We start from the raw sequence: 21,546 nt of genomic DNA, 5'->3' as shown, positions 1-21,546 counted from the left end.
CAAGAAGGCCGAAACACTGCCTCCTACAGCTTGCCGGGTCTGCTACGCTATCCTACCTTCCTTTCGCAACTTCGAGAGGCGTCGATGCAGTTGTTCCAAGGGCTGGCGGTTGGAGCGACCGCATTGCTGTCGCCATGGGGGGGCTATACAGGCACAGGCGGGACCGGCCTTCTCCACCAAGTATGCCTACTACAAGGTATCAGGCGACTCCGTGGCAGACATCTATATCTCAATGCTGAAACGCGGCCCTCATGGGAGGTGCTAAGGCCTACGCGGCGACTTCCGCGGAATCATCGCAGCGCGGCAAGCTTGAGCTCAAAAGAAGCTGCCGCCTCATTAATTATCAGTATTCCGTCAATTTTATCATCCGACTGCCGAAGCTCACCGATGAGACACCTCTCCCACCGAGTGCTCGTGCGCGCTGGCAGCAATTCTCCGCCTTCCTGCGCAATCATGGAGAAACACATCGTTCGATCTGGATGGGCTGCGCCAACGAGATCCAGACCCGGGTAAGCGCTGTGCGCGGGCGTAGCTGCGAGGAAGTCGAGAGGAAGGCTGAAGCGATGCGTGAGGACGTACAGAAGGCGTGCAACCGCAAGCATATAGCTTTCGATGCCGCAGAAAAGAAAAAGCTGGCTAAGCACCCCTTCGTGAATATGGTCTTGGCGCCGATCTATAAGCCGCTCAAGCTCGATGCTGCCCCTCTTGCGGCGAAGAAACGCAAGAAAGCTGCAGAGCCGGTGAGACCTCAGGCCGCGCGCCGGTCGCAAAGCGCTCCGTGTCAGACTTGCGAGTCGATCGGCAGGAGTTCCACGAGGTCGGCGACGAACCGCCGGCGGAACCCCGTTTCGGGCTCGTCCCGGTAGCTGACGATCTCGCCGTCCCGCACCCGTCTCCCAGACGATCCTGCCATTCGGATCAAGAAGACGCGGTAGCTGTTGGCGGGAGCGACGCCGGTCGCCACTGTTTCGTGCAAGTCGGCAACTTTTTGATAGTCTCGTGTGTCACTACAGTGGCTCGACACACCGAAGCTCCAGCGTGGTCCTCCTTCGCCTCGATCAGTATCCTAATCCCCGCGCTGAATTTTGTCGTGCTTCAGCTTTGGGTTTTTGCGCGGCGCCCCGCGCCCTGAACCGCAGCGGTTTTGGTGCCACGACTGGTTCGTCAAGCATGCCATAATAGGGCTCCTCGTCTTCGGATCCTTTCGATGCGTTGAAGAATTCCCCGACGGGTGAACCAGTCGACCCATTCCACGGTGGCAAAATTCAACGGCTTCGGAGTTTGCGTCACCGGGCTCCTGCCGACACCGCCGACTGAGGGCTCGATCCCGGCTTTAGCCAGTCGCTCAGTGTATCTGTTTGAGAGAACTAGGCAGATTCAAGCGGTCCGCAGTACCGTCTCTGTTCTTGGATAAAAATAGCTGGTCAAGCGCTTCTACGGGCGCTCCTGCGTGCGCCCCTCAAAACCCGACAACACCCGCCCGGTTTTCGCAAGCAGTCCGCGAGTTCGTCGCGCAGCGCTGCTCGGCCTTGAACGAAGAGCTTCCTGATAGATGGCTTCGTGGCTAATGCACATCGTCTTGTCGTCCGGGAGGTTTTACGGAAGTGCCGGGCGATCTGCTTCGGGGCTTCATGCCTCGGCCCTTCGACGGCCCTGGCGGCGCTTGCAAGGCACGGTGGCTAGAATGGCAACGCCGCCGTTGACATGCGCGGGGTCGCGCGATGGCGACGGTTTGGTCTATGATAGCATCGCAAAGTCGGATTCGACAGCTTTGAAGCTACAGCTATAGTTACAGGATGGGTTGTGGAATGAAAGTGCTCGTGATCGGCGGATGTGGTTTCATCGGGTCCCACATCGTGGACCGACTTCTTGCACATGGTCACTCCGTGAAGGTTTTTGACCGGCAGGCGGAGCGCTTCCGCCCTCCTCTGGGGGGAGTCGAATACATTCATGGTAGCTTTGGAGATACAATGGCGGTGATCGATGCTCTAGCGGGCGTCGATGCCGTCATGCATCTTGTGAGCACTACCTTCCCCGGCACGGCGGATGTCAACCCTACAATTGATGTTCAAGACAACCTCATTCGCACTTTGTCCCTGCTGGACGCTATGATTGGATTGGGGATCCGGCGCATATTATTTTTGTCTTCTGGCGGCACTGTTTACGGCCACCCCGATGAAATGCCGATTCCGGAAACACACCCTCTACGTCCGATAAATTCCTATGGCATTGTGAAAGCGGCGATTGAGCATTATTTGGAAATGTACCGCCGGACACGGGGCATTTCTCCGATCGCCATCCGGGCATCCAATCCCTATGGACCTCGTCAAGCACACACAGGTGTACAGGGCGTCATCTCAACATTTCTGTCGCGCTTGCGTGACGGTGAAACTATCGAGATATGGGGTGACGGAAGCGTCGTGCGCGATTACGTACACGTCGCTGATCTTGCCGAGCTTTGCGCACGTGCCATCGTGACTGACAAAATTGGCCCTTACAATGCTGGCAGCGGGAAAGGAACGTCGCTTAGAGAAATAGTAGAAATCCTGGCGAAGGTGACGGGGCAGCGCATTAGCCCGATCTATAAGTCAGCGCGCACGATCGACGTCGCGCAATCGGTGCTTGATGTCAGCAGAGCACGCGCAGATTTCGGGTGGGAAAGCACCATATCGCTTCTCGAGGGCATAGAGCTGACTTACGAATGGTTGAGGGCGGTGTCCCCCAGTGGGTCGACGCCGAGTGTAAATTCCCGCTAGGAAGCTATCTAAGTTTTCGTTTGGCCTCGCCGTTTTTTGTGGTGGATCGAAGGGTGATCGAGAAGGCGTGACCGTGTATACGTAGCCATCTAGCCACCTTCGCTTTGAAAGGCCCGCATCGGCGAGCGATGATTTCGTCGTAAAGATTGCGGTACCGGCTAGCAAGGACATCAATATCGAAGCGAATCGCCGACTTGCGCGCGTTTGCGGCTAGTCGAGCACGGTGCTTGGGATCGAGCATCTTTTCCATGCTCGCCACTAGTGCATCAAGATAGGCGCCGTCATCGGAGGAATAGGGTATGATCTCGCCCGCCGCGCCATCCTCCAATTCAACCATAGACCGGATGTCGCCTATGTCGGTCGCTACGCAAGGCAAGCCCATTTGCATCGCTTGAATCAAGCAGAGCGGGTATGATTCGCCCGGGAAACGCGTAGGCAAAAGTGCTACGTCGGTGAGCTTGTAGACCCCGTGAACGTGCGGAACATAGCCTAGGAAATGGACGCTAGGATCGCTGTCGGCAAGTACCTTGGCGCGTTCGGTGGCGGGACCTTCGCCCACGGCAAGGACCGCAACCTTTTGTTCCGGATGACGGTCTTGGAGGATTCTGAGTGCCTGGACTGATTCTTCCCATCCCTTTCCGTCTATGCCGCGAGCTACCAAGGTAAAAACGACAGTATGTTCGTCGATGCCCAGATCCTCGCGCGTCTTTCCAAATGGTGTGGAGTCAACAGGCATAGCATTGGGGAGTTTGACGAACTTTTCATCTGCAAGGTTTAAATCTGCGAACGGTTGACGGTTTCTATCTGCCGTATAAACGAACTGATCGACGCGCGCTGCCCACTTCCCAAGTTCGCTGCTCGAAATTTTCATTGCTTCATAAGATCCATGAAGCGTAGCAATATACGGAACGTCCGCTCCACCCTCTTCGATCAGAAATCGCTCAACGCTTGCAAAATGGGAATGAACAACAGAAACCTGAGCGGTTCTGATGAAATTCCGAACCCCCATGTGGCTCAAGGTTTTCGCGCTATAAACAGGAATGGCCGGATTCAGCATTGCACGCACATTCGGGTGGTCATGTGTGTCCCTCATCTGCAATATGGACACATTTACCCCCTGTCGGCGAAGGGCATTTGCCAAATGAATCGGAAATATCTCGCCCCCTCCATAGGAAAAGCCGAGTATGCCAATTAGTACATGCGGAGCATCACGACGGACCCTGCGGAGCTCCCATAACCTGAGCAGTTCTTCAAAGCTACCCTCTACATCGCGCCCTTGGTAGACGCGGCGACAGCTATCAACAAACTTGTCAAACGTCGCATCCGGAATCTTCCAGCGATGCTTCAAAGAGGTCATCAATTTTGCATATTCGAGGTAGTATTCAGGTGTTGATTGCGCTGACGATCCCGAAGTGTTAGCGCAATGCACGCGGAAAAAGGACACCGCGTCGGGATTATAGGCAATCTGCCCCCCGGCCGCGAGGGCCCCATAGAGGTACCAATCTCCCATAATACGATACGATGCGGCATTATCCCAGATCGCGTCCTCGATGGGAAAGCGGCGCCAGATGCTGCCGCCTACGTTTGCAATAACATTCTTGACACCGAAGCCACCTCCAAACCAACGTGCAGCAGGTCGGACCAAAGGATCGCTCCAGATGCCAGCTTCGCTGCTTTCGCGATATCTATCCATGCCAGGCATGAATTGGCCAGTCGTGTCTGCAAATTCGATGCGACCGAACGCGATCATTACGCTTGGATCCCGAAAGGCGTTGACAAGATGTTCAACAAAACGGTTGTCGCAGAAGTCGTCGCTTTCGCAAATCCAAACCAGATCGCCGGTTGCCAACCCATGACCCTTTTTCCATTGCTTGAATACGCTACCGGAGTTCTCTTCATTGAAGACGGCCCGAATACGTTCAGGATAACGTTTGACATAACTGTCGATCACTTTTCGACTTCCATCGGTCGAACAGTCATCCAATATTAATATATCGATTAACGAATAGCTCTGATTTAGTATGCTTTCTATGCGTTGTGGAAGAAAGGCAGCATGATTGTAGTTTGGGACAATGGCCGTTACTCGAATGCCGTAATTCGCGAGTTGCTGAGTTAGCCAAGGGGCGGGGCGCAGTGGGAGGCGCAGTGGGTCGCGTTTTTCGGCGGAGCGCTTATAGCGCGCTCGGGCGCGTTCGCTTAAGAAGCTGGACTTGGATAGCGTATAGAACAAGCGAGTTTCAATGAGGCGCCAGATCAAGTTTATAAGTGATTTCTTGCCTAATTTATTTAGCTTGGCCTCAAACTTCTTCTCCCGCTCGTCCCACTTCAGCGCTGCCTTTTTCTCCCACTCGGCCCACTTCAGCGCTGCCTTTTTCTCCCACTCGGTCCACTCAAACTCCACCCGTTTTTGCACAGGCTCAGAAGCCATGATCTCCTGACTGAAAAGACCACTAAACCCTGTCACGGCAGCCGCAGTATCGGAGGCCACCGCTATCAAATACATCGGCGATATCAGACCAAGGGTCGTTTCCGACGTTTCCGATTTGGTCTCGAAAAAGCTCGTGCTGTCGGTCTCCGGGGCGATGACCGAGCCGAAGCCTATGCGCTGCCCATGCATCTGGACATGCGCAAAATATTGCCTAATCAGGCCGTCGAACTCATGCCGGTAAAGCTCCCTCACGTGAAATGTGTTAGTGTTGCCGGAGGCGTCCGTGTATGTGGCCTTGTCTGGCGTCGAAATAATAAGCAACCCGCCGGGACGGAGAACGCGCTTGATCTCCGCCATCATCTCTTCGTGCTCAGCGATATGTTCTATTGTCTCGAATGAGACAACCATATCCACGCTATGATCTTTTAACGGAATCTTGGTGACTGAGCCGAGCCTGAAATACGCTTTTTCGGAGGCGTACTTACGGGTGGCGTGGGTGACAGCGTTCTCGGATATATCGACACCGACCACAGACTTAGCTGAGCGGGCAAGGATGTTCGAGCCAAAACCTTCGCCGCAAGCAATGTCAAGCACATCTTTTCCCTTGGCAATACGCTCGGCCAGAAAGTAGCGGTGCATATGCTCTAGGAATATGTTGCCGCCGATGGCTGGAACATAACGCTCGCCTGTAAATTCTAGTTCTGTGTCGCCGGGCATCAATGCTTCCGTACGTGTCTAACGAATTGTTTTGGTCATGCGTTGAGGCAGCCTTGCATTGTCAGTTCAAAAATTTGGCATTCAATCGAACCTAGTAGCGAGACGCGGATGGCCCGTCTAGCCCTTTCATAAAGGCCAAAAGTTTGGCCCGACACGAAAAGGCCGACACCGTCGATCAACTATTGGATCAATTCCTTGCCCATCATCCGCGGCCAACGGCGGTCTGGACCAAGGAGGTTACCCGCATCTTCAAGAAGGATGTTCGGCCGCTGATCGGCAGTGTCAAATTGCCCGATCTGTCGCGCGCGCACATTCGCGGCGTTTTAGTTGCCGTCAGGAGGCGACGGGCGACGGTCACGGTGAACCGGACGCTTGCAGCTATCAGGCGAGCTTTGGCTTGTGCCGTCAGCAAAAGACCTTATCGACGCAAATCCGGCAATGAAATGCCGACCGATACTGAAGAAAGGCACAAAGAGCGCGCCTTGGGCATCGGAGAAAACCGCGGCTTTTGGACTGGGCTCGAACTCGCCATCACCTGAAGGAAAATCCCATCGTCCCCTGCTAGTTCTGTTGAGCACAAACCCTAGTGACGGCGGGTCCCGTTCATGTTAACCAACAAATGCCTTAGGAGGGTTTTCGCGTGTACGCTTGTGTTACCGACTATGCTGCAATCTACAACGACGCATATCGCAAGCGTCGCGGAGAGCACACGAGCTTTGATCGCACGGTCCTTCCGCCACTTATTCTGAGTTATTGCCGACAGATCGAGTGTAGTCGACTACTGGACGTGAGCGGAGGTCAGGGGGGGTTAGGCCGCTTGCTCCGCGAGCAAGGGATTGAGAGTGTCACGACAGATGTTAGCGCGCTCCCCGGTTCTGAAGTGATAAGCTTCGATCTTTCAAGATTCTCCGAGGCAGCGGTTGATGATATTCTTCAAGCCATCGATCCTACGAAAGGAGCTTACCTGACCACATGCTTCGACGTACTTGAACATATTGATCGCGAGCACGTCTCGGACGCAGTCAGCAACTTACAAAGATTGACCAACCGGTATCTTGCCGTCTCAATATCAACTCGACCTAGTGCCCACGATAATCTGCTTCATGCGACCCTGCTGCCGATTCAGACTTGGATTCGTGTTTTCGAGGCAGTCGGCTTTCGTCTCGTTGAGCTTGACGCATTTTCCCCTGCAATCGCGCGGCGGGCCTTTCCCGTCAACGACGAATTAAAGCTGATTAACAGATGGGTGGCGGCTGACATATTTGCCGATGTATCGGCAGGCGAGCCACGTTATATCATTTTCGAGAAGGTGGCCGCGAAGGACCGTTCCTCCGCTTCATCACAGATCAACCTCCTCGTTGACGTCAGTTATCGCGCCGAAAAACGCCGTCAATTTTCCCACGGTGCGCGCGGTTTCAACTTAAGCTTACATCATCATCAGGAATGGTCACTCCTTCGACCTCTTCTCGATGTAATCCCAAGAGCGCAGGCGCGCTTTCTTGTTCGCCCTGAGGGAGTGGAACAGGATACGCTTCGTGCAGTCCGGAGCTTCCTCACGAGGTGCGGTGTTCAAGTCATTGAATATGACGACGTACGAGAACTCCCTTGGTCTGAGATGAAGGGTGAAGTGCTTATCTCTGGGGCCGAGTCGAGTGTCGGATGGGGTCACCTTTTGGGGTACGAAACGGCCGCAATAGCACGCCTTCACGGTTGCACAACGTATCTTCTTCAACACGGCATTTGGCCCCGAGCTTTTGAACACCGTGTTGTTACTTTCGCGTCGGAACGCGTCCTTACATGGGGACGAGAGGACGAACATCGACTGAATGAGCGAGTACATCGCTTCATTTCAACGGATGTACCATGGGGCGCATTTCCCTCCGAACAGGCCTTTCCAATAGGTTCCGCTAAATTTTGCGACCAACAATTTGGACCATTCCCGGGACTGGATATTCAGTTTGGCCACGATCCATCGAAGTTTGAGCAGTCAGTCCTCGTAGGCGTGAAAGATCTTCGCGGAAGGTGGGGGGTGCGCAATATAGGCGCGGAGTTCGTGGAAAACCTTGGCGCACTGATTTCCGCTCACCCGACTACGCTATTCGTGATCAGACCGCATCCGTCGGATAGCGCGGAGACCTTCTCCACTCTACCACGCTCGAATACGGTGCTGTTTGACAACCTCGCTGGCATTGTGGCGGACCTGCCGCTCAGCCGCGTGCTGCCGAACATAGATCTAGTCTTGACTTCACCTTCTAGCCTAATGGTCGATGCGGCGGTCTCTTCGATACCGATCTCAGTGTATGATACTGGTCAGCCCATCGAGTTTGATGGAATTAGCGTGGTGCCATTCGAGGCTATCGGAGATCATATCAGATCAGGCACCAGTATGATGAATCTCAAAGCAATGAGCGAGCAAATCCGGGGTCGGTACGCGGAAGCAGTCGATGATACATTCTATTCCAAGTTCTCCGGTTTGCTCGAAGAACCAAGCCGCAACCCTGTTGATCAGTATGTAGCTGCATCTGCGAGTTTGGCGGTGCAAGCGGTGGAGCAGGCGAGGACTGCGAAGGAGGCATCTGATGAAATTGCGGCACTCAAAAAGCAACTTGTTCAGGTTAGAGAACGTATGACTACCCTGGAGCACGAGAACGTTGCGATGCGGAATAGCACGGGCTGGCGGATTTCCGGACCACTCCGAAATATCATCAAGACTGTTCGCGGGCGTTCCCGCAGTTAACAGGTGCCCCTACCAGTCGAGACACAGGAGATGCTCATGACCCTTCCTATCTTTATCGGATGGGATCCACGCGAGTCTGACGCTTACGACGTTTGTGCGCATTCCCTTCGCCGTTACTCAAACGCCACTCTCGCCATTTATCCGATCAAGCTTTCTGTGTTGCGCGAAGCTGGTCTGTACACACGCGCTACCGAAATCCGCGAGGGACGGCTCTGGGACGTGATTTCAGAAGCGCCGATGAGCACTGAATTCGCAATCTCGCGCTTTTTCGTTCCGATAATGGCGGACCGAGCGAAGTTCAATGCTGAGTGGGCGCTCTTTTGTGATTGCGACTTCCTCTGGACGGGAGATGTGGCCGAACTCTTTGCTGAGGCCGACTCAAGTAAGGCGCTGTGCTGCGTGAAGCATCAATACGAGCCAAAAGAAAGCGTGAAGATGGATGGGCAGATTCAGTTGCTCTACGCGCGCAAGAACTGGTCCAGCATGATGCTCTTCAATCTCAAGCATCCTGCCAACAATAAGCTTTCTGTTGACCTCCTCAACGGAGTTCCAGGCCGCGATCTCCATCGTTTCTGCTGGTTGGAGGACAATCAGATCAAAGGCGTGTCGAGCGATTGGAATTGGTTAGAGGGGACGTATCCCCGCATGGAGCCGCCGCCCCGGGCCGTACATTTCACCCGTGGTGGACCATGGATGGCAGGATGGGAGCACGTTGAATTTGGCGACCTTTGGCTAAAGGAATATGCAGCTTTTAAAGCGCAGTGTTAGAAGGCCGATCAAGCGAGTCTCGCCCTGTGCCCCTTCGTTTCGAATCGGATCAATTTGACCATCTGACGCCGATAATCCGGCGGGTAGGCGCTTCGAAAACGGGGCATAGGATACTCCCGAATATGAGTTCAAGGGTGTCGACAAAATCGGGACCGACGACAAATTTCGTCACCCACATTCGCTCATGGCTCCTCCACCAAGGTCCTATGGTCCTAGCTGCTTTTCCGCGCAGATCGCTAGCGCCGAGGGGTAATCAACCGCGTTGATTCTGACTGAAGAGAACCCCGCTTGCATTACATAGGTCCACATGTCAGCGCCGAATTCAGTATGGACAACAAAGTCGTCAGCCGCAGTCTGGGCGGACCCGTGATAGCTGTTTGGCAGCCCTGCTCTACTTCGAGTAAGACGACCAACTATAGTTGGAATTGTAAAGCAGAGTGCCCCTTGAGGTTTAAGAACTCGCCAACACTCTGCCAAGGCGCGTACGGGACGGGGAACGTGCTCTAACGTATCCGAGTGTACTACGATATCGAAGCTATCGCTCGAGTACGGCAGTGACTGCATATCAACCGTGGGATACGCAGCCATGACGTGGCCCGGGAATTGCTTTAGCGTAGTGCTCAAATTGCCAGCCTCGTTAATCTCCAAAATGCTAACTTGGCCCGCCTCTGAAGTCTTTGCGAATTCCAGTAATGTCAAGTTAGTTCCGACCGTGGCGCGGATCGCGTCAGCAAGTGCAATCGAGCGCAAGTTCGATCCACAGAATGTGCAACAAGTACCTTGCTGTTTATCAACATAAGCCCGTTCGTGGGGAGCAAGTTGCCAGTCAGAGACCAGCTCATCCCAAAGAATTGCGCGATCAGCAAAATCCGTCCTGCCGCATATTGAACAAGTGATCATAGCAGAGGAGTCTCTCCAGACTTAGGTCGCCAACGATAGCGCAATAGACCTTCAAGGCCAAGCTTGCTCGGCTTGATTGACTTGCACAACGTGTCCGCTAGCACCAACGGTTTTGCTTTCAACCCGCATCCGGGGCCGCCTGTGGATGGCGACCTGACATCCGGCGAGGCATCGATGACAACGGAGCGGATCGAGAGAGGTAATTTCCGGGACTCAAGATGCGTCGGCACGATGCCAACTACCGATCCCCTGCAAACGCTTGTGGTGCTGAAACTGCATTAAGTCTGATACCAAAGTCCGACCGAAAATACGCCGCTGCGTGCGCGGCGCTGGCGCGCTGGCCTATACTGAAGGCGGACCTGTTTAGTTCTTTGCAGACTTCACAGGTTCCGGTCCTCCCAGAGGTTTTTTTCGTCGCCGTCCTGTACCGGTCCAACAGCCTAAAACAATTCAACGAGGCTTTCGGTACAATGTTCACCGATTCTGACCCTGTGGTGAGCCGCATACGGAACGACGGTCGCCCCGAAAGTCGCGGCTGACAATGCCTATCAAAACGCCAAGGCGAACACGCTTCATGCAGCGCGCATGGCGCACGATCACGCCCCGAGCAAGGCGCGACGGCCTCGAAGCTGCGCCATGGCCCACGCCGATGGATCACCTCGGCCTTGTAGAGACCGTTGACGATCGGCAAGACCTTGCAAATCGGCTCGGCCCCATGCGCCCCACGATGATCGTCGATAAAGGCGATCATGGCTTGTACCGACGGTCGAGCTCTTGTTCTCATGCGGCATGGCGCCAATTCCGATGAGGCCCCCATGCCCCTAGTCTAATTGCCGGGCCAGCACCGCGCGTCAGGCGGCCTTTGCCTTGAGCGTCTTGTAGACCATTCCCCTGCTGCAGCCCAGCGCCTTCGCGATCTCCGCTACCGGCAACGACGGCCTGCCCGCCGGGGCCAACGTTCACATACTGGTGCTGAACAATGACATGTTGCTTTCCGCCTCTGCGCAACTGGGCGAGGGCTAGGAGACCGTCGTTGAATGCCTGCATCATTCGGGCGGAGGCATTGCAGAGACGCGCCGCTTCGCTCGATCTGGATGTCGTTATGGGCCTTCTGCTGCGCAGGCAACGGCCGGCATCGAGATGCACAAGGCTGTGCCCCAGCATCTGGTCCTTGTTGCCGGTGCCGAGTCCTACATTGACGGTCAGGTCGAACTCGCCCTTCCAGGTGGCGGGCTCCATCGTCACCCACTGCTTGTTGCGCAGGCGAATGGTGCGCTTGGCCTGGTCGTGATAGCGCCGGAGCAGCCACAGGATGTGCGAGAATGTCCTTCACGCCCCACGCTTTATCAGCGGCTTCCACCAGCCTTCGTTAGTCAGGTACCAGGCGAGCGTTTTGGCAAATCCCCGGGGGAAATTGCGCGCGGGCTCGTAGCCCAGCTCGCTGCGTATCTTGGTTTCGTCGATCGCATAGCGGCGGTCGTGGCCCTTGCGATCGGTCACGAAGGTTTTGAGATCGGTGCTCGGACGACCCTTTGCGGCGGGAGCGTTAGGGTAGCGCTGGGCGAGATTTGGGTCGGCCGCGAAGGCGGCATCGACCGCACGGCAGATCTCTTCGATCACGGTCAGATTTGGCAGTTCCTGCCCACCTCCGATATTGTAGGTCTCGCCCGGCCGCCCTTTGCGAAGCACTAGCTCAATCCCGCGACAATGGTCCTCGACGTGCAGCCAATCACGCACATTCAGGCCGTCACCATAGATTGTCAGGTTGCGGCCATTAAGCGCGTTGATCAGGAAAAGCGGGATCAGCTTCTCGGGAAATTGATAGGGCCCGTAATTGTTTGAGCAGTTGCTCGTCGTCGTCTCGAGCCCATAAGTGTGGTGGTAGGCGCGCACGAGGTGGTCGGAGCCGGCCTTCGAGGCTGAGTAAGGCGAGTTCGGCGCATAAGGCGTGTTTTCGCTAAATGCGGGATCCTCGGGCCCGAGCGAGCCGTAAACTTCGTCGGTCGAGACGTGGTGAAAGCGGTGCGGGCGTCCACTGCCCTCATCGAGCCATACCGATCGTGCCGCCTTGAGCAGGCTGTGCGTGCCGATCACATTTGTCGTTACGAAAGCGTCGGGACCCGTGATTGACCGGTCAACATGGCTCTCGGCCGCGAAATGGACGATTGTCGCCACCTCACGTTCTCGGAGAAGCCTGGTCACCAGATCTGTGTTGCAAATGTCACCGACGACCAGCTCGACGCTGTCCAGTCCGTTCAGATTGGCGCGGTTTCCAGCATAGGTCAGCGCGTCGAGCACAATGATAGAGTCGTCAGGCGATACCTTGCGCCAGTGATGCACAAAATTGGCGCCGATGAAGCCTGCGCCACCAGTCACGATGATGTTAGCCATTGGTTTTGATGGTCTCAATCATAGCGCGCAGCTGCGCGCGCCAGTGGGGAGCTGGCGCGCCGAGCGCAACGAAGGTGGTTTGCTTGTCTAGCACCGAATAATGCGGGCGACGTGCCGGCGTCGGGAACTCGGCAGTCGTGATCGGGATCACAGGCACCGCCCAGCTCAGAAGGCCTGCCGCGAGCGCCTCCTCCTGGATTGCCACGGCGAAGTCATACCAGCTGGCCGCACCGCTATCCGTATAATGGTAGATGCCGGTCGCGCCCAGTTCGACCAGCCTCCACAATGCGGCGGCAAGGCCGGGGGCATAGGTCGGTGTACCGATCTGATCGCTTACGACGCGCACCTCGGGCCGCTCGCTCATCAGCCGGAGCATGGTGCGAACGAAATTGCCTCCGGTTGGCGCATAGACCCAGGCCGTACGCACGATCAGCGCGTCGGAACCCGCCGTCGCCTCGCCCGCCAGTTTAGTGCGACCATAAGCATTAACCGGCGCGGTCGGCGCATCAGGGGCATAGGGCACGCCTGAGATCCCGTCGAAGACGAAATCGGTCGAGACTTGGACAAAGCGGGCACCCGTCGCGCGGGCACCTGCGGCGAGATAGCCAACTGCCGTGGCGTTGGCGGCCAGCGCCTTGTCCTCTTCGCTCTCGGCTCTGTCGACCGCCGTGTAGGCAGCGGCATTGAACAGGATGTGGGGCTGGGCAGCAGTCACCGCTGCCATGACCGCGTTCCCGTCGGTGATGTCGAGAGTATCGAGATCGTGCGTCACGAGTTCCGCGCCGGCGGGTGCGGCCGCCTGTAGGCAACGGCCAAGCTGGCCATAGGCGCCGACGATCATCGCCTTCATGGGTAACCCTCGATCGCGCTGAGCAGCCTGCCCACTTTATCCTTGGCCGACAGCTGCGGCTCGATATCGCGGAGCGGCCATTCGATGCCAACGGCCGGATCGTCCCACTGAAGCGAATGCTCGCTCGCCGGGTCGTAGAGAGCGGTACATTTGTAGAGAAAGTCGGTCCCGTCCTCGAGGCTGAGGAAACCGTGTCCGAAGCCGGGCGGGATCCAAAACATTCGCTTGTTCTCGGCCGAAAGCTCGACGCCGGCCCATCGGCCGAAATGTGGCGACGAACGCCGCAGGTCGACCGCCACGTCCCATACGCGACCCGCGGTCACCCGTACCAGCTTGCCTTGCGGATTGGGATTCTGGAAATGGACGCCGCGCAGCACACCGCGAGCCGAGCGGCTGTGATTATCCTGGACGAATCGCACATCGAGCCCTGCCTCGGCAAAGCGCGAGGCGTTCCAGGTTTCCATGAAGAAGCCACGATCGTCACCGAACACTTTCGGCTCGATAATCATCGGCCCTGCAATGGCAGTCTCGATGATATTCACGGATGGACCTTCCGATCAAGCAGACCGAGCAGATATTTGCCGTAGCCGCTCTTGCAAAGTGGAGCGGCGATTCGCTCGAGCGCGGCGTCATCAATGAAGCCCTTGCGCCAGGCGATCTCCTCGGGGCAGCATATCTTCAGCCCCTGTCGCTCCTCGGTGATGCGCACGAAGGCCGCGGCGTCGATCAGTGAATTGTGTGTTCCGGTGTCGAGCCAGGCATAGCCGCGCCCCATTAGCTCGACCGACAGCGTGCCAGCCTCGAGGTAGAGACGGTTGAGATCGGTGATCTCCAGTTCGCCGCGTGCCGATGGTTTCAGATCGCGCGCGAATTCAACGACTCGGTTGTCGTAGAAATAGAGACCGGTTACCGCATAGTTCGATTTCGGCTCAGCGGGCTTCTCCTCGATCGTCTCAGCCCGCCCCTCGGCGTCGAACGACACCACGCCATAGGCTTTGGGATCGCTTACATAATAGCCGAATACCGTTGCTCCCGCCGACCTTTTGTTGGCACGTTCGAGTAAATCGGGCAGACCGTGACCGTGAAAGATGTTGTCGCCGAGAACGAGCGCCGAGGGATGATCACCCACAAAGTCGGCGCCGATATGGAAAGCTTGCGCAAGGCCGGCCGGCTCGGGCTGCACCGCATATTCAAACGCGATGCCGAAGTCGGTGCCATCGCCCAACACGCGACGAAATGCTTCTTGGTCCTGCGGCGTAGTGATGATGAGAATATCGCGGATGCCGGCCATCATCAGCGCCGACAGCGGATAGTAGATCATCGGTTTGTCATAAACCGGCATCAGCTGTTTGGAGACACCTTTGGTCAACGGGTAAAGGCGTGTACCGCTCCCGCCCGCTAGAATAATGCCTTTGCGCATCCCGCCCCCGTCTCCGTCCGGCGCCCTTTCAGCTGATCAGCCGGCATGGCGCAAGAGCAAGCGCGTCGTTCATAAACGCACAGCCGCCGTCCCGCTGCGGCAAATCCGCCTGTGGTGGACCAAGCTTCGTCGATGAACACCAACCGTTTGGGATTAAGGTCGTCCGAGTCCTCTTGCTCACTTGTGGCCCTTGATTCAGTACGAGCTAACAACCGCAGTAGCGTCGCGATGCCTCCGTGACCGGCAAGCGACGAGCGCAACTCGTCGAGATAAACCGCATCGTCTCGCGGCAAATCTCGATGTCGTGCTCGAGAGCAGAACCTGGAAGAGCCGCAGCGACAGCCGAAAGCGCATATGCATAACAACGAGGTGGTAACATCGGTGACAAGTAAAGAATCCAAGAATTGTGGTGGCAGGCCTGAGAGGATGAGACATCCCGCTGGCCTATTCATTTCCCTTACACCAATTTCCAATTTATTTCTAATAATACTCGCGCCCGCAAATCAAACATACAAAAAGACTATTCCTGTTATTTCAATAATCTAATCTCCAACGAGCAGTCGCCAAATCGCCGCAACGCATAATCCATCAAGCCTCTTCGAAAGGCTACGACAGCATTATCTCGACTTTTAAAGAAGCGCGGCAGCCATAGCCATCGGCGACGCCCCTTGCCTCTTACCAGGCGTCGCGCGCGGCGATAATACGCACACCAGACCCGATAACGCTGTCTCAAATTTCCGTGTCGTTCGGAAAAGAGAAGTCCATTCCGAGTCAAAAAATACACATTCAACGGCGAAACTTCTCCCCCGATCGAAGCGGAGCCAATATGCCGAATGACCGCATCTCGGACCATGTAGGACCGGAAGCCAGCCCTCCTTGCCCGAAATGACCAGTCGGCCTCATCATAGTCCAGGTAGAACGCATCATCAAAAAAACCAATTTCTACGAAATGACGACGATGAACAAATAAGCCAGCGCCTTGTATATACGCCGTTTCGTAGACCGAATCCAAATCTTGCCGAGTGACACCCTCACACGTCATCTTCCGTGGCATACCGGTCAGATCATCAATGTACTGTCCAACGAAGCTGTAGCTACTGCCGTCAGGAACGGTATGGACCGGACCCAAGATCGGCATCTCATCTTGACGATCCAAAAATGCTTTCTCCAATACGTCAAGCGTATCCTCCAAAACCTCGGCATCGTTATTCAGTATAAAAAAATGGTCATAGCCAAGATCGAGCGCCCTTTGGATGCCAAGATTATTTCCACCTGTCCAACCACCATTTACTGGCGACTGAATCAAAGTTACTTTCTCGCCAAGATCCGATAAATGCTTTATCGAATCATCCGATGACGCATTATCAACCAAGAAGAGATGCCATTCTCTTTGCATCTTGCGCAGAGAGTTCACGCAATCCAGCGTATGCTGCCACCCATTCCAATTGATAACGATCACGGCAATGCGGTCAGGGGCACCCTTACTAGCGTCACTTTCCGCAACACCAGATTCCCGGTTCACTTGACGCCTCTAAATTGTCGCATCATTGACGCTACTAATTCGCTTTACCACGCACCCAATCAGCGGAATTTTTCTGGCTTCGACCAGCAACGGGTAAGCAAAAACCGCAAGCGCTCCGCCCAGAGCCCAACGGATCGAAGCGCCCCAACGTCAGCAACCCTATCAAACCCTAACAAATGCGTCGTCGGCGTCAAGCAACTGCAATCCACTCGCCTCGTGCTGCCTGGAAACCAGCGTTGCGCGCTCCGCCGGGGGCCTGATTGACAGGAAGTCGGATAAGCCGGAGGTCATCGCGCGTTCCATAACGCGCCTCAACTGCATCGGCGGTGTGCAGCGGGCAAGCATCTTCTACGACAACAACTTCGAGGTACACCCCGCTTAGCTCCGGAGCGGAATTGATTGCCCTGTCGATAAAGCCTGAGGAACGAAAAGCCGGTAAAACAACAGAGATGTCAATAGGTTGTCTCAATTTCAAGTGAGCTTTCATAGTTTCCTCGATCGTATGAAGCTGCCAACTATCTCGAGTTGAGTTCCCATCGGCAACGCGGTTCTCGGGTAAATAACACAGAAGCGCCGGTCCCGGCCAGCGGCGTAGTCGTCAATGGCGACCGGGAACAAGCCGGGAACTGAAATTATGCGTTGAGAGACACCGGCTACCGCAGCTCCCGGCTTGTCGTAGACATCGCCCCCGAGGCAGCGCCGGGCAACCCCTTTCGCTCAGCCACTTGTCTTAGGAGATCGGGGAGCCCACGGTCGCCGCCTATCATCAACAGAGCGTCACGCTCATAGTCGACCCGCAGATCTAGGTATAGCTTCCAGGTTCGCCTTCAGCCGTTCAAAGACCTCGATTTGACCGCGGCAATGCCGATCCTTCGGGTTTTCGTCGGAATTGTCTGAATTTGAGCAGACGCGGCCAGCTCCGGGCTGTCGCCAAAGAGGAATAGTTCGTGGCGCTGGCCGACTATGCTATGTTTGCATTATGCGCTATGTTTGCATTATGCTCACACGGGGTTTCGGGATGCCGCCTGGCTAAGGATTTCCCCAATGGTTGAGCGACGGAGCTGACGTGCAACGGATAGCCGCAATGACTGATATCGATCGTTGTTTGTCGCGTCCGTGCTGGTACTCTCGGGGTTTAAACGAATGGGGGGCGATATGGCAAAAACCGATTTCCCAAGCCCGCGTTGCAATGTCAGCGTGATCATCCCGGTCTATAACCGGGCCAAATTGCTGGGCTGGCCGCTCGCATCCATCGCGGCGCAGACTTTGTTGCCGCACGAAGTCATCGTCATCGATGATCATTCATCTCCGCAGGAAGCGGCAAAAATCCGGGAGCTCGTCAATAAATTCGCTCCATTACTGAATATCAAGCTCATTGTCGCCGAGCGCAATGGCGGCGTCAGTGCCGCCCGCAACCGCGGTATCCGTGCCGCATGTGGGCAACATCTGGCGATGCTCGACAGTGATGATTTCTGGCTACCGCATTATCTTGAACGCCTGATGTGTGCGATCCCCTACAAGAACGACCGACCAGTCTTCGCCGCCAGCGGCCTTTACCGCGTCGATGAGCGCGGCGCCATCCTGTCATCCAAATACTGCAAGCTCGTCCATGACGGCGTTCACAACCTCGCCAATGGCACCATCATCATCGAGGCTGCCGCAGCGCGCACCATCAACGGCTACGATGAGAGCGTGCTCATCGGCGAGGACTGGGATTTCCTCAAACGTCTTGTCGGGCGCGTGCAGTTTATCGCCGTGCCCGAGCCATTGTCCGTCTATGTGCAGCACCGCGGCGATCGGCTCAGCCAGCACAGCAGCAAGCTCTGGCCATCATCGCCGCTGGCGCGCCTGCGCGCCGCCGTCTCGGCGCTGCGCCGCAAACATTCCGACCGGCGGCGCGATCCGGCCCAATGGGACCGCGACCAGAAAGTGATATTAAGCATCATGCAATCAAAAATAGGGCCTGTTGAGATTCATCGAGAGTTTATGATGGCGGCGAAACTGCTGTCGGTTTTGTCGGCATGCGTTGGAACTCTCTGAGCTTGCAAAAGTAATTCTCTATCAGATGGCACCATTTGTACATCTCGGCATCGACGGCGAGCGCCTTCGTCAACCCAAGATGTTACCTTTTCTTGAATAGATAACAACACATAGATAAGGCTCTGGAGGAAAAGGCAATGGCAAAGGAAATTAAGAAGGCGGTCGCCTATCTTCGGACCTCGCAGCGCTGTCGGGCAGGACAAGGATAGCGATAAGCGTCAGCGGGCGGCCATTGCCGCCTTTGCCAAGCGCGAGGGCTTCGCCCTGGTCGATGAGTTTCGCGATGAGGCGGTGAGCGGCGCCGATGCCATCGAGGCGCGTCCGGGCTTCGCTGCCTCTGCTGGACCGCATCGAAGGCAATGGCGTGCGGACTGTGATCGTCGAGGATGCCAGCCGGTTCGCGCGTCATATGCTGGTCCAGGAGCTCGGCGTCGTCGCGCTGCAGGAGCGCGGCGTCCAAGTGTTCACCGCCGGCGGCGATGAGACACGGCCACCGATGATCCGAGCAAGGTCATGGTGCGCCAGGCGATGTGATGAGCCTTCGGGCTATTGCGGGCAATACTCTTTGACGCTATCAATGCAATATTTGCGGGGAACGATCTGAAAGACGTACCTGCCTATGCCCGCCTTGCCCGTGTTAGTTCGGACTGCAAAGGGTGCCCGTCCGGAGGTGAGCTGTATGTTTGCGAATTCTGCGGTGGTGTGCAAAAGCCGGCCACGCCGCGGAGCAGCTCTTGACACTCGCGATGGCAGGCTCAAAAACGTAGTTCCGACCTCATTGCCGAAAGTATGAGGGGAAATCATGACGGCTGGAGCCACATCACTGTCGAGGCTTATCGCAATATGCGCGAGAAGGTGAATCTGATGTATTGGCCACTGACCTGCCGGGCTTTCCATAGGCCTCAGGAATGGGAATGGATCTTCAAGACCTGCGGCTATCGCGACGATTGGGGTTTTCATCTATTACGAATGATGCGATGAGCCGCCGCGCCCTCATCATTGGTTCATCTGGTCTTGTAGCGCCGATATTGTCACGGAAATTGCAAGGCGCCGGCTGGCGCGTCTATCTCACATCGCGGTCGGATACGGGAAAAATCCGCTTTGATCTGGCGCGGCCCGATCCAGGCGTGTTGCCCGCGGATATCGATGCGGTCTTTCTCATCGCTGCTGAGACATCGCTCAGGCGCTGCGAGAATGAGCCTGAGGCGACATACGGGATCAACGTCCTGGCACCGGCCGCGATCGCGCAGCTTTATGCCTCGGCGGGTGCGCATGTCCTGACGCTTTCCACCAATCTCGTCTTTGACGGATCTGCTCCTTTCATGCCGCCCGTGTCGGCGCGCCATCCGGCCTGCATGTATGGAAAGCAAAAAGCCGACCTTGAGGATGCCTTGATGCGATTGCCGGTGCCGGCGACGGTCCTGCGCATCACCAAGATCGTGGAATCTCTGGAGAGGCTTGCAACGGAATGGTCGCGCGATCTGCTGGCTGCAAAGCCGATCAAGCCTTTTATCGATCTTGTCTGCGCGCCGGTCAGTTTGTCTCGGGTGGTGGAGATCCTTGCTTATTCGACTGAGCATCGTTTGCCCGGGCTATATCAGCACAGTGGCGACCGTGACATCGATTATGCGGAGATTGCCAGGATGCTATGCCGAAGGATGAAGCTCGGGGAAAATCTGATTGAGCCCTGCCGAAGCGCTGGTCTTCCGGTTCCTCCCGTCGCCGTGCCGGCACATACGACGCTTGACGAGGCCGTTCCATCGGGTTTCGCGCCGCAACAGCTGGAAGACATATCCGTCGTGCTAGCGGGTTTCTTTCACAAGTACCGGCCAAGTTGACCGCGTCAACGCGGGTAACCGATGGTCCGGGGAGTGTCCGATGTCGGTGGATCGGCGCCGCCGGCGGCGCGGGATGTCGAAGATGCCTCATTGTGGCCGCGGTGACGGAAGGCACGCCGCAGGAGATCGTGCGCAATCCCGACGTGCGGTGCTTCTATCTGGCGGAGGCTTCAGCCTCTGATATTCCCCCGCCCGGCGGCCGGCGTCATGCGCGATCTGGTCGTCATTCCCTGCTATGACACGATGCCGGATACGGAACTCGTCCGCGAGGCAGAGATTAATTAAACGGCTCGCGGAGATGCCCCGTAGAACCTCAATTAATTGAATCAAAAAAGGCGCCGGCTTTGTTGCAGCGGTCATTGGAGCTGTAATCGTGATCGCTGTGTGGGCGATGATTACGAGGAAGAGGGCGGCCTGAAGGGTCTCGCCCATAATTTGTCGGCCGCAACGCATTTGGCTTTCTTGCAAATTCGATTGTCGACCATGAACAATCGGATTTTCACGTGATTGCGGATCGCGGCTGAGCAAGAGCGCGATCAGGAAGAGACGCAAGAAAAGCCTCAGCCAGGTGAGGCGGCGGCGGAAGTTATAGCCGGCGGCGGCGAGGATGGCATTGAGCGCATCGCCTTGCTCATGGGCGAGATAATTGCGCCCCATGCGATGCTCGTTCTTGAGGTGGCCGATGACCGGCTCGACCGCCGCCCGCCGTTTCATCTCGCGCTTGATGTCCGGCGTCATGCGCCGTTTCTGGCCTGAGGTGAAGACCTTGAACCTGTGGCTCAGCGGGGCGTTGTGGCCGCGGTATCCGGCATCAGCGAGAAGGCGTTCGATGCGGTTACCGATCATGGCTTCCATCTCGGTGATCACGCTCGCCAGCGTGTGGCCGTCATAAGGATTGCCGGGCTTCGAAGCTGATCGCCTTCACCGCCCAGGAAAGATGACCGCCGCTACGTTTTGGTCGTTCTTTGCCCCGAGGGCGGAAAGCTCTCGGCATCGCGGCGGAGGCCGACAAGCGCGCCGGCTTTTGGCTGCCCGGGCAGCGAATGTCACATACATGCATGAATCCTGCTGAGAAAAATCGGAGGTATTTTCATCAGTGGCAAAGACGGAAGCGGTTCAACTCCTGTAATGGTTTGTTAATTATGCCAATTTCCTGCCTTGGGACTGCCCAAAGAAGCG

18 protein-coding genes and 4 pseudogenes are annotated in these 21,546 nt (G+C 56.2%); 10 read left to right on the top strand and 12 right to left on the bottom strand.

Features of this window, described 5'->3' with window-relative positions; all coding sequences use genetic code 11:
• The first annotated feature begins 251 nt into the window (after positions 1-251).
• Positions 252-866, top strand: a complete 615-nt coding sequence (locus G5V57_RS35240) for a DUF922 domain-containing protein (RefSeq protein WP_165168181.1) — start codon at positions 252-254, stop codon at positions 864-866.
• On the opposite strand, the gene G5V57_RS14485 is transcribed toward G5V57_RS35240, so the two are convergent.
• Positions 782-976, bottom strand: coding sequence for a hypothetical protein (locus G5V57_RS14485; RefSeq protein ID WP_165165504.1), 195 nt, complete (start codon positions 974-976; stop codon positions 782-784). The genes G5V57_RS35240 and G5V57_RS14485 overlap by 85 nt on opposite strands.
• An 832-nt stretch (positions 977-1,808) precedes the next feature.
• On the opposite strand from G5V57_RS14485, the gene G5V57_RS14480 reads away from it, so the two are divergent.
• The gene (locus G5V57_RS14480; RefSeq protein WP_165168180.1) at positions 1,809-2,756 is read left to right on the top strand and encodes an NAD-dependent epimerase/dehydratase family protein; all 948 of its coding nucleotides are present in this window, start codon (positions 1,809-1,811) and stop codon (positions 2,754-2,756) included.
• 4 nt (positions 2,757-2,760) lie between these two features.
• On the opposite strand, the gene G5V57_RS14475 is transcribed toward G5V57_RS14480, so the two are convergent.
• Positions 2,761-5,901 (bottom strand): methyltransferase domain-containing protein, encoded by a 3,141-nt coding sequence (locus G5V57_RS14475; protein WP_165168179.1) that lies wholly within the window; start codon positions 5,899-5,901, stop codon positions 2,761-2,763.
• Between the two features lie 143 nt (positions 5,902-6,044).
• Here G5V57_RS14475 and G5V57_RS14470 point away from each other — a divergent pair, with 143 nt between their 5' ends.
• From G5V57_RS14470 to G5V57_RS14460, 3 genes are all read left to right on the top strand, one after another.
• Positions 6,045-6,440, top strand: a complete 396-nt coding sequence (locus tag G5V57_RS14470) for a hypothetical protein (protein WP_165168178.1) — start codon at positions 6,045-6,047, stop codon at positions 6,438-6,440.
• Positions 6,441-6,718: 278 nt separating this feature from the next.
• Complete coding sequence (locus tag G5V57_RS14465) at positions 6,719-8,638, top strand: hypothetical protein (protein WP_165168177.1); 1,920 nt, start codon at positions 6,719-6,721, stop codon at positions 8,636-8,638.
• Between the two features lie 36 nt (positions 8,639-8,674).
• Positions 8,675-9,406, top strand: coding sequence for a glycosyltransferase (locus G5V57_RS14460; protein ID WP_246737627.1), 732 nt, complete (start codon positions 8,675-8,677; stop codon positions 9,404-9,406).
• 204 nt (positions 9,407-9,610) lie between these two features.
• Here the strand turns inward: G5V57_RS14460 and G5V57_RS14455 are convergent, their stop codons facing one another.
• The 8 genes from G5V57_RS14455 to G5V57_RS14420 all read right to left on the bottom strand — a co-directional run bounded on the left by G5V57_RS14455 (position 9,611) and on the right by G5V57_RS14420 (position 16,976).
• Entirely contained in the window at positions 9,611-10,306 is a 696-nt protein-coding gene (locus G5V57_RS14455; protein WP_165168175.1) for a methyltransferase domain-containing protein, read from the bottom strand.
• Positions 10,307-11,086: 780 nt separating this feature from the next.
• The gene (locus G5V57_RS14450) at positions 11,087-11,545 is read right to left on the bottom strand and encodes a hypothetical protein (RefSeq protein WP_165168174.1); all 459 of its coding nucleotides are present in this window, start codon (positions 11,543-11,545) and stop codon (positions 11,087-11,089) included.
• A gap of 90 nt (positions 11,546-11,635) precedes the next feature.
• Positions 11,636-12,697 carry a dTDP-glucose 4,6-dehydratase gene (gene rfbB / locus G5V57_RS14445; protein WP_165168173.1) on the bottom strand — a complete coding sequence of 354 codons (1,062 nt, stop codon included), beginning with the start codon at positions 12,695-12,697 and terminating at the stop codon, positions 11,636-11,638.
• Positions 12,690-13,547 carry a dTDP-4-dehydrorhamnose reductase gene (rfbD, locus tag G5V57_RS14440; RefSeq protein ID WP_165168172.1) on the bottom strand — a complete coding sequence of 286 codons (858 nt, stop codon included), beginning with the start codon at positions 13,545-13,547 and terminating at the stop codon, positions 12,690-12,692. The genes rfbB and rfbD overlap by 8 nt, the downstream gene beginning before the upstream one ends.
• Positions 13,544-14,089, bottom strand: coding sequence for a dTDP-4-dehydrorhamnose 3,5-epimerase (rfbC, locus tag G5V57_RS14435; protein WP_165168171.1), 546 nt, complete (start codon positions 14,087-14,089; stop codon positions 13,544-13,546). The genes rfbD and rfbC overlap by 4 nt, the downstream gene beginning before the upstream one ends.
• A complete protein-coding gene (rfbA, locus tag G5V57_RS14430; protein ID WP_165168170.1) occupies positions 14,086-14,967 on the bottom strand; it encodes a glucose-1-phosphate thymidylyltransferase RfbA in 882 nt (293 codons plus the stop codon). The genes rfbC and rfbA overlap by 4 nt, the downstream gene beginning before the upstream one ends.
• A 529-nt stretch (positions 14,968-15,496) precedes the next feature.
• Positions 15,497-16,489, bottom strand: a complete 993-nt coding sequence (locus tag G5V57_RS14425; protein ID WP_165168169.1) for a glycosyltransferase family 2 protein — start codon at positions 16,487-16,489, stop codon at positions 15,497-15,499.
• Between the two features lie 190 nt (positions 16,490-16,679).
• Positions 16,680-16,976, bottom strand: a complete 297-nt coding sequence (locus tag G5V57_RS14420) for a glycosyltransferase family 2 protein (RefSeq protein ID WP_165168168.1) — start codon at positions 16,974-16,976, stop codon at positions 16,680-16,682.
• Between the two features lie 656 nt (positions 16,977-17,632).
• Between G5V57_RS14420 and G5V57_RS14415 the strand changes: the two are divergent.
• Positions 17,633-18,064 (top strand): annotated as a pseudogene (locus G5V57_RS14415) (glycosyltransferase family 2 protein); the annotation flags it as partial.
• Between the two features lie 398 nt (positions 18,065-18,462).
• On the opposite strand, the pseudogene G5V57_RS14410 reads toward G5V57_RS14415, so the two are convergent.
• Positions 18,463-18,581: pseudogene (locus G5V57_RS14410) on the bottom strand (IS5/IS1182 family transposase); the annotation flags it as partial.
• Positions 18,582-18,643: 62 nt separating this feature from the next.
• On the opposite strand from G5V57_RS14410, the pseudogene G5V57_RS35235 reads away from it, so the two are divergent.
• The 4 genes and pseudogenes from G5V57_RS35235 to G5V57_RS35230 form a co-directional block, all read left to right on the top strand.
• Positions 18,644-18,802 (top strand): annotated as a pseudogene (locus G5V57_RS35235) (hypothetical protein); the annotation flags it as partial.
• 31 nt (positions 18,803-18,833) lie between these two features.
• Positions 18,834-19,133, top strand: coding sequence for a hypothetical protein (locus G5V57_RS34365; RefSeq protein WP_246737626.1), 300 nt, complete (start codon positions 18,834-18,836; stop codon positions 19,131-19,133).
• 310 nt (positions 19,134-19,443) lie between these two features.
• Complete coding sequence (locus tag G5V57_RS14400; RefSeq protein WP_165168167.1) at positions 19,444-20,367, top strand: sugar nucleotide-binding protein; 924 nt, start codon at positions 19,444-19,446, stop codon at positions 20,365-20,367.
• 325 nt (positions 20,368-20,692) lie between these two features.
• On the top strand, positions 20,693-20,785 hold the full coding sequence (locus G5V57_RS35230) for a GlsB/YeaQ/YmgE family stress response membrane protein (RefSeq protein WP_371744823.1): 93 nt from the start codon (positions 20,693-20,695) through the stop codon (positions 20,783-20,785).
• An 86-nt stretch (positions 20,786-20,871) separates the two neighbouring features.
• On the opposite strand, the pseudogene G5V57_RS14395 reads toward G5V57_RS35230, so the two are convergent.
• Positions 20,872-21,270 (bottom strand): annotated as a pseudogene (locus G5V57_RS14395) (transposase); the annotation flags it as partial.
• Between the last annotated feature and the right edge of the window lie 276 nt (positions 21,271-21,546).

Origin of the sequence: Nordella sp. HKS 07 (assembly GCF_011046735.1) — a bacterium.
Lineage (GTDB): Bacteria > Pseudomonadota > Alphaproteobacteria > Rhizobiales > Aestuariivirgaceae > Taklimakanibacter.
This window is presented reverse-complemented; position numbering and strand designations above follow the sequence as displayed.